The 12646-nt window shown below is 67.2% G+C and carries 12 protein-coding genes; 8 read left to right on the top strand and 4 right to left on the bottom strand.

Features of this window, described 5'->3' with window-relative positions; genetic code table 11:
• Positions 1-16: 16 nt before the first annotated feature.
• The 3 genes from ASE72_RS10160 to ASE72_RS10150 are packed head-to-tail and all read right to left on the bottom strand — an operon-like array spanning position 17 to position 3746.
• The gene (locus ASE72_RS10160) at positions 17-1375 is read right to left on the bottom strand and encodes a dihydrolipoamide acetyltransferase family protein (RefSeq protein WP_056020436.1); all 1359 of its coding nucleotides are present in this window, start codon (positions 1373-1375) and stop codon (positions 17-19) included.
• Positions 1375-2382 carry an alpha-ketoacid dehydrogenase subunit beta gene (locus ASE72_RS10155; protein WP_056022108.1) on the bottom strand — a complete coding sequence of 336 codons (1008 nt, stop codon included), beginning with the start codon at positions 2380-2382 and terminating at the stop codon, positions 1375-1377. Before ASE72_RS10155 ends, ASE72_RS10160 begins: the two co-directional genes overlap by 1 nt.
• Before the next feature lie 56 nt (positions 2383-2438).
• Entirely contained in the window at positions 2439-3746 is a 1308-nt protein-coding gene (locus tag ASE72_RS10150) for a thiamine pyrophosphate-dependent enzyme (protein WP_056022105.1), read from the bottom strand.
• Between the two features lie 206 nt (positions 3747-3952).
• On the opposite strand from ASE72_RS10150, the gene ASE72_RS10145 reads away from it, so the two are divergent.
• Entirely contained in the window at positions 3953-4300 is a 348-nt protein-coding gene (locus ASE72_RS10145) for an MmcQ/YjbR family DNA-binding protein (RefSeq protein ID WP_056020434.1), read from the top strand.
• 12 nt (positions 4301-4312) lie between these two features.
• Here the strand turns inward: ASE72_RS10145 and ASE72_RS10140 are convergent, their stop codons facing one another.
• The gene (locus ASE72_RS10140) at positions 4313-5329 is read right to left on the bottom strand and encodes a fumarylacetoacetate hydrolase family protein (protein WP_056020432.1); all 1017 of its coding nucleotides are present in this window, start codon (positions 5327-5329) and stop codon (positions 4313-4315) included.
• Between the two features lie 158 nt (positions 5330-5487).
• Between ASE72_RS10140 and ASE72_RS10135 the strand changes: the two genes are divergently transcribed.
• From ASE72_RS10135 to ASE72_RS10105, 7 genes are all read left to right on the top strand, one after another.
• Positions 5488-6642 carry an acyl-CoA dehydrogenase family protein gene (locus ASE72_RS10135; RefSeq protein WP_056020430.1) on the top strand — a complete coding sequence of 385 codons (1155 nt, stop codon included), beginning with the start codon at positions 5488-5490 and terminating at the stop codon, positions 6640-6642.
• A gap of 132 nt (positions 6643-6774) precedes the next feature.
• On the top strand, positions 6775-7503 hold the full coding sequence (gene gloB, locus ASE72_RS10130) for a hydroxyacylglutathione hydrolase (protein WP_056022103.1): 729 nt from the start codon (positions 6775-6777) through the stop codon (positions 7501-7503).
• A 73-nt stretch (positions 7504-7576) separates the two neighbouring features.
• A complete protein-coding gene (locus tag ASE72_RS10125; protein WP_056020428.1) occupies positions 7577-7990 on the top strand; it encodes a hypothetical protein in 414 nt (137 codons plus the stop codon).
• Positions 7990-8358 (top strand): hypothetical protein, encoded by a 369-nt coding sequence (locus tag ASE72_RS10120; RefSeq protein ID WP_056020426.1) that lies wholly within the window; start codon positions 7990-7992, stop codon positions 8356-8358. The genes ASE72_RS10125 and ASE72_RS10120 overlap by 1 nt, the downstream gene beginning before the upstream one ends.
• Before the next feature lie 174 nt (positions 8359-8532).
• Positions 8533-10701, top strand: coding sequence for a TonB-dependent receptor (locus ASE72_RS10115; protein WP_056020424.1), 2169 nt, complete (start codon positions 8533-8535; stop codon positions 10699-10701).
• Positions 10702-10799: 98 nt separating this feature from the next.
• Positions 10800-11423 carry a glutathione S-transferase gene (locus ASE72_RS10110; protein ID WP_056020422.1) on the top strand — a complete coding sequence of 208 codons (624 nt, stop codon included), beginning with the start codon at positions 10800-10802 and terminating at the stop codon, positions 11421-11423.
• A gap of 100 nt (positions 11424-11523) precedes the next feature.
• Entirely contained in the window at positions 11524-12642 is a 1119-nt protein-coding gene (locus ASE72_RS10105; protein ID WP_056020419.1) for a DUF47 family protein, read from the top strand.
• Positions 12643-12646 lie beyond the last annotated feature (4 nt).

Raw genomic sequence — 12646 nt, 5'->3', positions numbered from 1 at the left:
CCCACGGTCCGGGACCTCAGTCCGCGAACAGCAGGACCGGCGTCTCGAGATATTTCTTCAGCCCCTGGACGAAGCTCGCCGCATCCCAGCCATCGACGACACGGTGGTCGCAGCTGATCGACAGATTCATCAGCTTCGCACGGACCACCTCGTCTCCCTTGAAGACGGGGCGTTCGACGATCTTATTCGGCCCGATGATCGCGACCTCGGGCCGGTTGATCACCGGCGTCGTCGCGATCCCGCCAAGCGGCCCGAGCGAGGTTACCGTGATCGTCCCGCCGCCCATCTCGTTCGGCGCGAGCTTGCCCGCGCGCGCGGCTTCGGCAAGCCGGCCGATCTCGGTCGCGAGCTGCCAGACATTGCGGTCCTGCGCGTCGCGGATGACGGGCACGGTCAGCCCCGCATCGGTCTGCGCCGCCATGCCCAGATGGATCGCGCCGTGCCGCGTCACCACGCCCGCCTCGTCGTCATACCGCGCGTTGAGCATCGGAAAATCGGGGATCGTCTTGCATATCGCGACGATCATCAGCGGCAGCATCGTCAACTTGGGCCGCCCGCCGCGATTGGCGTTCAGATCCGCGCGCATCGCCTCCAGCGCGGTGACGTCGATCTCGTCGACATAGGTGAAATGCGGGATCGCGCGCTTCGACGCGGCCATGTTCTCGGCGATCTTGCGCCGCATGCCGATGACCTTGATCGGCTGGTCCGCGCGCGCTCGGGTCGCGCCCGGCGCCTGATAGCCCTGACCCGCACCGTACCGCAGATACGCGTCGAGATCGGCATGACGGACCCGGTCGGACTCGGTCTTCACCGAGGCGAGATCAATCCCCAGATCCCGCGCACGAGCGCGCACCGCAGGCGATGCCAGCGCATGCGCCTGCTGCTCGGCCGGAGCGCCAGCGGCCCCCTTCTGCTCCCTCTCCCCTTGGGGGAGAGGGCTGGGGTGAGGGGCTGGGGCAGGTGCCGGCGTTTCCGCCTGGGGCTGCCCCTCACCCCGCCCCTCTCCCCCGAGGGGAGAGGGAGTTTCGGTTGCGACCTCTTCGACTCCGGGGTTCTCGGCCTCGTATTGCTCGGCCGTCTCCGCCTGCGCCGCGGTTAGCGGCGCGGCCACGACCTCGTCCGCGACATCCACCGCATCCGTCTCGATCACGACCAGCGCAGCACCGATCGACACCTGATCGCCGACCTCGCCCGCGAGCTCGACGACGACGCCCGTGACAGGCGACTCCATCTCGACGGTCGCCTTGTCGGTCATCATGTCCGCGATCGGCGAGTCCTCCTCGACGCGGTCGCCCACCGCGACGTGCCACGCGACGATCTCGGCTTCCGAAATGCCCTCGCCGATATCCGGCAGCTTGAAGGTAAAGCGAGCCATTATGCGTCCTTCATGATCTTCTTGAGGGCCTCGGTGATACGAACCGGCCCCGGGAAATAAGCCCATTCCAGGCTGTGCGGATAGGGCGTGTCGAACCCGGTCACGCGCTCGATCGGTGCCTCGAGATGGTAGAAGCACCGCTCCTGCACCAGCGCCGACAGCTCGGCGCCGAACCCGCTGGTCCGCGTCGCCTCGTGGACGATCATGCAGCGCCCGGTCTTCTTCACCGACGCCTCGATCGTCTCGATGTCGAGCGGGACGAGCGTGCGCAGGTCGACGATCTCCGCGTCGATCCCCGTCTCGGCGATCACCGCCGCGCAGACATGCACCATCGTGCCGTAGGCAAGGATGGTCAGCGCCTCGCCCGCCCGGACGATCTTCGCCTTGCCGAGCTCGATCTTGTAGTATCCCGTCGGCACTTCACCGGCCGGATGCTTCGACCAGTTCTGCGACGGGCGATCCCAATATCCGTCGAACGGCCCGTTATAGATGCGCTTTGGCTCGAAGAAGAGCGTCGGGTCATTGTCCTCGATCGCCGCGATCAGCAGGCCCTTCGCGTCATAGGGCGTCGACGGGATCACCGTCTTGATCCCCGACATGTGCGTGAACAGCCCCTCGGGGCTCTGGCTGTGCGTCTGCCCGCCGAAGATGCCGCCGCCGAACGGCGATCGCACCGTGATCGGCGAGGTGAACTCGCCCGCCGAGCGATAGCGTAGCCGCGCGGCTTCCGACACGAGCTGGTCGAGCGCGGGATAGATGTAATCCGCGAACTGGATCTCGGGGACGGGACGCAGGCCGTAGGCGCCCATGCCGACCGCGACACCAATGATCCCGCATTCGGTGATCGGCGTGTCGAACACGCGCGTCTTGCCGTGTTTCGCCTGCAACCCCGCGGTCGCGCGGAACACGCCGCCGAAATAGCCGACATCCTCGCCCATCACGATCACGTCGGGATCGCGCTCCATCATGATGTCCATGGCGGAGTTGATCGCCTGGATCATGTTCATGCGGGTGGTTTCGCCGCCGTCCGCTGCTTCGGAAGCGGGTGCTTCGATCATGTCGGTCATGCCTTGCGATCCCATGGACGGCCGCTTGCCGTCTCTTCATCGAGCATCTGCTGACGCTGCTCCTTCAGATGCCAGGGCAGCTCCTCAAACACGCCGTCGAACAGCGATTCGAGCGGCTGGTGCAGCCCGTGGCCGAGGATGCCGTTCTTCTCGGCCTCCTTCTGCGCGGCTTTGACCTGCTCGGCGAGCTCCTTGTCCTGCGCGGCGTGACGCTCATCGTCCCATTCGCCGATCGCGATAAGGTGGTCCTTCAACCGCTTGATCGGGTCGCCGAGCGGCCACGCATTGGGCTCGCCCTCGCTGCGATACTGGCCCGGATCGTCCGAGGTCGAATGACCTTCCGCGCGGTAGGTGAAATGCTCGATCAGCGTCGGCCCCTGATTGGTCCGCGCCCGCTCGGCGGCCCACTGCGTCGCGGCGTACACCGCCAGCGCGTCGTTCCCATCGACCCGAAGCCCGGCGATACCGTAGCCGACCGCGCGCGCGGCGAACGTCGTCGCCTCGGCGCCGGCGAACCCGGAGAAGCTGGAGATCGCCCACTGGTTGTTGACGACGTTGAAAATCACCGGCGCGCGGTAGACCGCGGCAAAGGTGCACGCCGAATGAAAATCCCCCTCCGCGGTCGATCCCTCGCCGCACCAGGTCGCCGCGATCCGCGTGTCGCCCTTCGCCGCCGACGCCATCGCCCAGCCCACGGCTTGCGGATATTGCGTCGTGAGGTTGCCCGAGATCGAGAAGAACCCGGCTTCCTTGACCGAATACATGATCGGCAGCTGCTTGCCGCCAAGCCGGTCCGCGGTGTTCGAATAGATCTGGTTCATCATGTCGACGAGGCTCCAGCCCCGCGCGATCAGCAACCCCTGCTGGCGGTAGGAGGGGAAGCACATGTCCTCGTAATCGAGCGCATAGGCCGCCGCGACCGCGACCGCCTCCTCGCCCAGCGCCTTCATGTAGAAGCTCGTCTTGCCCTGCCGCTGCGCGCGGAACATGCGCTCGTCGAACGCGCGGAGCAGCGCCATGCTGCGCAGCATACGGCGCAACATATCGGGCGAAAGCTTGGGATCCCACGGCCCCACCGCATGGCCCTCGTCGTCGAGAACGCGGACCAGCGTATAGGCCAGGTCGGTGAAATCGCTCGCCTTGTCCGCGGTGTCGGGGCGTCGCGCCTGCCCCGCGGGCGGCACGTCGACTTCGGCGAAATCGACCGGATCGCCGGGTCGAAACTTCGGTTCGGGCACATGCAGCGTCAATCCGGGTAGATTGCGCAGCGGCTGCGAATCGGCGCGAGGGTGCTCGCTGGCCATCGTCACTCCATCTCCATCGCCCGGCGGCGTACGCGCCGGATCGCTCTTCGCGGCCTTGTTATAAAATTTCAACGGCATTGGCGAGAGGGAGTTTTGCCCGGTTGCCGCATTCGCACCGGCCGCGTGCAACGCCGTGCGATCAGTGCGATAGCAGCACCCTGCGGACGCGGGGATACACGGGCAGACAGGGGGAGGGACAGCGCGACATGCTGCAGGACTGGAACGCCGTCGTCGCGATCGGATGCACGCTGCCGGGTGTCGAGCCGGGCACCAGCTACGGCCGGCCCGCACTCAGGTTCCGCGGCAAGACACTCGCGTCGACCACCGCGCCCGATCCCGGCAGCTTCGTGCTCCATATCGGCCGCGACGAGAAGGAGATCCTGCTCGACACCGACCCCGCGACCTTCTGGCAGACCGATCATTATGACGGCTGGCCCGCGGTGCTGGTCCGCTACGGCACCGGCGCGGGCGAGCGGATCGCGGATCTGCTCGCCCGCGCCTGGTGGGACCGCGCTACCGCGGCTCAGCGCAAGGCCTATGGCGAGCGGCCCTAGCCGACTCGCGCGCTACTCTACCGTCTGCTCGATCACCCCGAAGATCGGGCGATGCCGGTCGTCCTCCGCCCAGATCCGCACCGTGTCGCCCTTCTTCAGGAACGGGGTCACCGCCGCGCCGCCTGCGATCGTCTCGATCGTCCGCACTTCGGCCAGGCAGGAATAGCCGACCCCGCCCTCTGCGATCGGCTTGCCCGGCCCGCCATCCGCGCCGCGGTTCGACACCGTGCCCGACCCGACGATCGTTCCCGCACCGAGCTTCCGTGTCTTGGCGGCATGAGCGATCAGCGTGCCGAAATCGAACGTCATGTCCTCGCCCGCCTCGGCGCGGCCAAAGGGCTGGCCGTTCAGGTCGACCATCAGCTTGCGGTGCAGCTTGCCGTCCTGCCACCAGTCGCCAAGCGATTCGGGCGTCACGAACACCGGTGAAAACGCACTGGCGGGCTTGGACTGGAAGAACCCGAACCCCTTGCCCAGCTCGCCCGGGATCAGGTTGCGCAGCGACACGTCGTTGGTCAGCCCGACCAGCCGCACCGCCGCCAGCGCCTCCTCGCGGCTCGCCCCCATCGCCACGTCGCCGGTGACGACGACGACCTCGCCCTCCATGTCGCAGCCCCAGCTCTCGTCGGAAAGCGGGATCGGGTCGCGCGGCCCCAGAAACCCGTCCGATCCGCCCTGATACATCAATGGATCGTGCCAGAAGCTGTCGGGCATCTCGGCGGCGCGTGCCTGCCGCACGAGCGCGACATGGTTCACATAGGCCGAGCCATCCGCCCACTGATAGGCGCGCGGCAAGGGCGACGCCGCGTCATGCTCGTGGAACCGCCGCATCGGGATCATCTCGTGCTCGAGATCGGTCGACAGATTCTCGAGCATGGGCGCGAGCCGGTCCCAGTCGTCCAGTGCGGCCTGCAGCGTCGGCGCGATATGCGTCGCATCGGCATACCAGGCGAGGTCGTTCGACACGACGACAAGCCGGCCGTCACGGCCCCGGGCTGGATCTGCGTCCTTCAGGCTGGCGAGTTTCATGCGGCGGATCCTCTCGTTGTTTTCGCCTTCCTACGCCCGGGGCGGCGCGGAAGTCGAGTGGCGCGCGTGGCCGAACGCCGCACGACTTGACGCTCCGGCCGATCGCCAGCACGCTTCGGCAAACGGCGGACACACGCCGGACGATCGAGAGGATTGCCATGACGCTCGACACGCTCGCTGGCCGATTCGCGTATAACGACGATCATGAGGCGTTCCGCCGGACGGTGCGCAGCTTCCTCGAACGCGAAGGCGTCCCGCATGTCGCCGCGTGGGAGGCCGAACGGCTCGTCCCGCGCGACTTCTGGTGCAAGGCGGGCGCGATCGGCATGCTCTGCCCGAGCGTGGCGGAACGCTATGGCGGGCCCGGGCTCGATTTCGGCTATAACGCGGTGGTCGACGAGGAGATGGCCTATGCAGGCGTCCCCGCCGGCTTCTCGCTGCAATCCGATATCGTCGTCGGCTATCTCGAACATTATGGCTCCGACGAGCAAAAGGCGCAGTGGCTGCCCCGGATGGTCTCGGGCGAGGTCATCACCGCGATCGCGATGACCGAGCCCGGCACCGGCAGCGACCTGCAGGCGATCCGCACCACCGCGCGGAAGGACGGCAACCATTATGTCCTCAACGGCACGAAGACCTACATCACCAATGGCCAGAATACCGACCTGACGCTGGTCGTCGCCAAGACCGATCCCGACGCGATCCCCGCGTGGAAGGGCATGTCGATCATCCTGGTCGAGAGCGACCGCGCGGGGTTCCGCAAGGGCCGGAACCTCGACAAGATCGGCCAGGAGGCCGCCGACACCTCCGAACTGTTCTTCGACGACGTCCGCGTGCCGATCACGCATTGCCTCGGCGAGGAGGGCAAGGGCTTTACGTATCTGATGAGCCAGTTGCCGCAGGAACGGCTGTCGATCGCGATTAGCGTTCAGGCGTCGGCGCAAAAGGCGTTCGACGAGACCGTTGCCTTTACGAAAGATCGCAAGGCGTTTGCCGGCGTCGTCTTCGATTTTCAGAACACCCGCTTCGTGCTCGCGGGACTGAAGGCGAAGCTGCAGGTCGGCTGGGCGCATCTCGACTGGGCGATCGCGCGGCACCTGAAGGGGGCGCTCACCAACGAGGAGGGGGCCGCTGCCAAATTGTGGCACAGCGAACTGCAGTGGGAGGTGATGGACCAGTGCCTTCAGCTTCATGGCGGCGCGGGGTATATGAACGAATATCCGATTGCCCGGAGCTGGCGCGCGGCGCGCGTCAGCCGGATCTATGGCGGAACCAGCGAGATCATGAAGGAAGTGATCGGCCGCAAGCTGTAGCGCCACGCCGTCGACGCGCCATGCCGGGCCACGCACCCAGGACGCATCGGAGCGACCCTCCCCGCAACCTTGCCCGCGCCGCACCGCCACCCCCATATGCCGGACCGCGCAATCGCCTTCGAAAGCCCCCACATGCCCCTCGACATCGTCCGCGTCCCCGTCCTCAGCGACAATTACGCGTGGCTCGTTCACGACACCGAGAGCGGCGAGACGGTCGCCATCGACCCTGGCGAGGCGGATCCCGTGCTTGCGGCGGCGGCCGATCGGGGCTGGCGGATCGACCATGTGTGGACCACGCACTGGCACCCCGATCACACCGGCGGCAACGCCGCGATCAAGGCGCAGGGCGCGACCATCACCGGTCCCGGCGCCGAGGCCGCGAAGATCCCGACGCTCGACCTCCGGGTCGGCGAAGGCGACAGCGTTTCGCTCGGCGCGCATGTCGCGCGCGTGATGACCGTGCCGGGACACACTCAGGGCCACATCGCCTTCCACTTTCCCGACGACGCGGTGATCTTCACCGGCGACACGCTGTTTGCGATGGGTTGCGGCCGCCTGTTCGAGGGCACGCCCGCCGACATGTTCGCCAACATGCAGCGTTATGCGGCGATGCCCGACGAAACCGCAGTCTTCTGCGGGCATGAATATACGCAGTCGAACGGCCGCTACGCGCTGGTCGCGGAGCCCGACAATGCCGCGATCGCGCGTCGCATGATCGACGTCGACGCCGCGCGGGCGCGCGGCGAGGCGACCGTCCCGACGACGATCGCACTCGAAAAGGCGACCAACCCGTTCCTCCGGGCGACATCGGCTACGCAGCTCGGCGACTATCGCGCAGCCAAAGACGCGTTCAAGGGTTGATACGGCAGGGCACGCGCCGCAGGGCAAGCTATTCCGCGGGCGCACCCTTATATGGGGGACGAAGGAGCATCGCATGCGCAACCTCGGCCGGATCCTGTCCCTCTCAGTCCTGACGGTGGCGGCGGCGTGCACGCCGACCCCGCGCGAACAGCTCGCGATCGACCAGCGGCTCAAAACGGAACAACAGAAGCTCGACGCCAGGCTCGCCGGGCTGACCCCGGGCAAGCCCACCAGCTGCATGCCGCAGTTCGGCAATCCGCAGGTGAGCAGCTACGGCCCGACGCTGCTCTACCGGGTGAGCAACTCGCTCATCTACCGGACCGACACGACCGGTGGCTGCGCGGATCTCGACCGCAACATCCTGATCACGCGCACCCCCACGGGGCAGACCTGCCGCGGCGACATTGCCACGACGATCGACACCGCAAGCCGCTTCATGACGGGAAGCTGCAGCTTCGGGGAGTTCGTCCCCTATCGGAAGCGCTGATGCGTGGCCGGCGAATCGCAGCACTGCTGGCGACCGGCATCGCGCTTGTTGCGTCGCGCGACGATCCGCTCGCCGGCCGGATCGCGGGGCCACCCGTCGCCTGCATCGATCTCGCCCGCGTCCAGGGGCCGACGATCCTCGACGACAAGACGATACTCTACCGCCAGTCGGGCAAGCGCGTCTGGCGCGCCGTGCCGATCGGATCCTGCGAAGCGCTGCGCCCGCCCGCGACCATCATCGTCGACGTCTATGGCGGACAGCTCTGCCGCAACGACCGCTTCCGCCTCCTCTCCTACGGCATGACGATCCCCTCGAGCTATTGCCGGTTCGGGAATTTCACGCCCTACGACAAACCCGACCGTCCCTAGGCGCGGCTGAACGGATGACCGGCGGCAGGCCCTGTCGCGAGCGCGACGCGCCCTCTCGATGATATGTTGCAACATTGCCACAGCGACGCGCCTAATGCCGCAGCTGCGAACAACATCTTTGATATGATACATCATCGAGGCTAAATGACGGCTCCGGGTTGTAGGAGCGTATCGATGAAGACTGTTTTCGGGATCAGCGCACTGGCGATCGCCACCGCGCTCGCCACATCACCCACCGCGACCGCGCAGACGCTCGACACGCCCGCCGCCAGGCCCGCGCCGAAGCCCGCCGCCCCAGCGGCGCAAGCGAGCCGCGGCGAGATCATCGTCACCGCCCCCGTTCGCCAGAGCGAGACCGACGTCCTGCAGGGCACCTCGATCCTGTCCGGCGCCGAACTGACGCGCAACCTGCGCCCGACGATCGGCGAGACGCTCGCGCGCCAGCCGGGCGTCTCCGCGACCTCGTTCGGTCCGAGCGCGTCGCGCCCGATCCTGCGCGGCTTCCAGGGCGAGCGGATTCGCGTGCTGACCGACGGGATCGGCTCGATCGACGTCTCGAACACCTCGGTCGATCACGCGGTGATCATCGATCCGCTGCTCGCCGAGCGGATCGAAGTGCTGCGCGGCCCCTCCGCGCTTCTGTTCGGATCATCCGCGGTCGGCGGCGTCGTCAACGTCATCGACACGCGCATTCCGCGCACCGTGCCCGAGAACGGCTACCGCGTGAACGGCATCGCCAGCTACGGATCGGCCGCCAACGAGCGCTCGGGCGGCGCCGCGGGTGACGTCGCGGTCGGCGAGCATCTCGTGCTCCATGCCGACGGCTCGTATCTGAAGTCGGGCAACCTGCGCACCGGCGGCAACATCCTGTCGCCCGAGGCGCGCGCCGCCGCACGCAGCCAGGTCGGCCTGCCGCAGGACACCGACGAGCCGATCGACTTTGCCCGGTCGGCATCGCTCCGCGGCAAGCTTCCCAACACGCAGTCGGAGACCTGGACCGCGGGCGTCGGCGCCTCGGTCATCACCGACACGGGCAATCTCGGCATCTCGTACAGCCATTACGACAGCCTCTACGGCGTCCCCATCCGCTACGCGACCGAAGTCGGTCAGGAGCAGGAGGCACCCCGGCTCGACGTCGTCCAGAACCGGTTCGATCTGCGCGGCGAGATCAACACCGGCGGCGGGTTTCTCGACAGGATCCGCGTCCGCGCGGGCCACGCGACCTATCGCCACTTCGAGCTCGAGCCCGATGGCGGGGTCGGCACCGCCTTCTTCAACAACGGCACCGAAGGTCGCATCGAGCTCGTCCAGGCCAACCGTGGCGGCTGGCAGGGCGCGTCGGGCGTGCAATATTTCAACCGCCTGTTCGACGTGAACGGCGACGAGGCGTTCCTGCCGCGCAACGAGACCAACCAGACCGGCCTCTTCACGCTTCAGCAATACAGCGCCGGCGCGTTCCGCGCGGAAGGCGGGCTGCGCTACGAGCACACCGCGCTCGACGCCAAGACGCCGCTCGACGATCTCCGGTTCTTCCGCGGGACGCGCAGCTTCGATGCGGTGTCGGGGTCGCTCGGCGGATCCTATGGCCTGACCGACGCGGTGCGGGTCGGCGTGAACGTCTCGCGCACCGAACGCGCACCGTCCGCGGAGGAACTGTTCGCCAATGGCGGGCATGCCGGGACGCAGGCATATGAATTCGGCAGCCCCGACTTCCGGCTCGAAAAGAGCTGGGGTCTCGAAGGCACGCTCCACGCGCATGGCGACGGCTTCAGCTTCGACGCGTCGGCCTATTACAACTGGTTCTCGAACTATATCTCGGAGAACCAGGTGGCGCAGGACGTCTGCCAGCTTGCCGCAGATCCGTCGGGCCGCGAGGTCGATCTGCCCTGCTTCCAGTATCAGCAGGCCGATGCACGCTATTACGGGTTCGAGGCCAACGCGTCGGTCCGCGTCGCGCAGATCGGTGGCTATCTGATCAACGCTGATCTTCTTGGCGACTATGTCCGCGCGACGATCGTCGACGACGGCCCCGTTCCCCGCATCCCGCCGATGCGCGTGCTCGGCGGGATCGAGGCGCAGGGCGACCGCGTCAACGGCCGGCTCGAGGTCGAGCACGTCTTCGAACAGGACCGCATCGCCGCATTCGAGACCACGACGCGCGACTATACGATGGTCAACGCGACGATCGGGTTCAGCCCGTTCGGCAAGGACAGCAAGACCTCGATCCTGGTCAGCGCGAACAACCTGTTCGATGTCGAGGCGCGCCGCCATGCGAGCTTCCTCAAGGACTTCGCCCCGCTCGCCGGCCGCGACATCCGCGCGACGCTGCGCTTCGGACTCTGAAGACGTCCGGTCGCGGGGGGGGGGTGTCTTCCTCGCGACCCACCACGCTTGGGCGCACGGGGTAGCTGGCGGCCCGTACCAATCGTATAGCGCGATCGATGCGCCCGATCCTCTACAGCTTCCGCCGCTGCCCCTATGCGATGCGCGCGCGCAGCGCGGTGGTGGCGAGCGGCGTGCAGGTCGAGCTCCGCGAGGTCGTGCTGCGTGCCAAGCCCGCCGCGCTGCTCGCCGCCTCCGCCAAGGGCACCGTGCCCGTCCTCGTCCTGCCCGGTGGCCGCGTCGTCGACCAGAGCCTCGACATCATGCGCTGGGCGCTGGGCGTTGCCGATCCGCAGCACTGGCTCGATGGCGACGACCAGGCGCTGATCGCGATCAACGACGGCGTCTTCAAACACCATCTCGACCGCTACAAATATCCAGAGCGTCACGGGTCGGACCCGCTCGCGCACCGCGCCGCCGCCACCGACATCCTCGCGGCGCTCGACACGCGTCTCCAGGCAAATGGCCACCTCGTCACGCCGTGGTTCGCGCTCGCCGACATGGCGATCGCACCGTTCGTGCGGCAGTTCGCCGCGACCGACCCCGGCTATTTCGACGCGCTCCCGCTGCCCACGCTGCGCGATTGGCGGGACAGGTATCTGGTGAGCCCCGTCTTCGCCGCGATCATGCCGAAGTTCGAACCCTGGGCTCCGCACGCGACACCCATGGCTTTTCCCGCCTGATCGGTACCTTACAGAGGCGCTGCCCCCGAAACCGAGAGGCTGGCGCTCGTCGCCCGCGCGTGCGAAACGATCCAATTCTCCCGTCACGAGGACCCCGACGATCCGCCAGATCGCTGCACTCCCTTATCGGATCACCGTCGACGGACGCGCCGAGATCCTGCTCATCACCTCGCGCGAGACGCGGCGCTGGGTGATTCCCAAGGGGAATCCGATCACCGGCCTCACCTCGCACGAGGCCGCGGCGCAGGAAGCCTTTGAGGAAGCGGGCATACGCGGTATCCCCTGTCCCACGCCCGTCGGCGATTTCGTCTATGACAAGCGTCGTCGCACGGGGCGGCTGCGGCCGACGATCGTGACCGTGTATCCGCTGCAATTCGTCGAGCAGGTCGGCGAATGGCCCGAGCGGGATCAGCGCGAGACACGGTGGTTTCCGCCTGATAAGGCCGCCGCCGCGGTCGACGAACCAGAGCTGAAGGCTCTGATCAGAGGATTCCGCGAGCCACCGATTCCGGTGGCGTTCGAACAACGCGTTATGCCGGTGCTCCGGACGCGAATGAGGAGGCGATTTCCAATGCTGGGCTGGTTCCAGGCACTCATGCCCAAGCAGGGACGGTTCTTCGAACTGTTCGACGCGCATGCCGCGACGCTCGTCGCCGGCGCGGATGCGCTCGCACGGCTGCTCCACGGCGAGGGCTCGATCGAGGGCCAGATCGCCGAGATCGTCCGCCGCGAGCATGAGGCCGACGACATCACGCGCGAAGTCCTGCAGGACGTCCGCCGCGTGTTCGTCACGCCGTTCGACCGCAGCGCGATCACCGACCTGATCGGCGTGATGGACGACGCGATCGACCAGATGAACGGTACCGCCAACGCGATCGCGCTGTACGAAGTGACCGACTTCGCGCCCGAGATGCGCGACATGGCGGGCATCATCGTCGAGGCCGCGCGAATCACCGCGGAGGCGATCCCACTGCTCCGCTCGCTCGGCAGCAACGCCGGCCGGCTGCACGACCTCACCGCGCGGCTGATCCAGATCGAGGGTCATGCCGACGACATCCACGACACCGGGCTGCGCGCGCTGTTCGCCGCGTCGAAGAGCCATGCCGACCCGATGGCGTTCATCATCGGCCGCGAAATCTATTCGAGCCTCGAAAAGATCGTCGACCGGTTCGAGGACGTCGCCAACGAGATCCAGGGGCTCGTCATCGACCATGCGTGAAGCG

This window comes from Sphingomonas sp. Leaf20, from assembly GCF_001421535.1.
GTDB lineage: Bacteria > Pseudomonadota > Alphaproteobacteria > Sphingomonadales > Sphingomonadaceae > Sphingomonas.
Note: the sequence above shows the minus strand (reverse complement) of the source record. Positions and strands in the feature narration are given on the sequence as shown.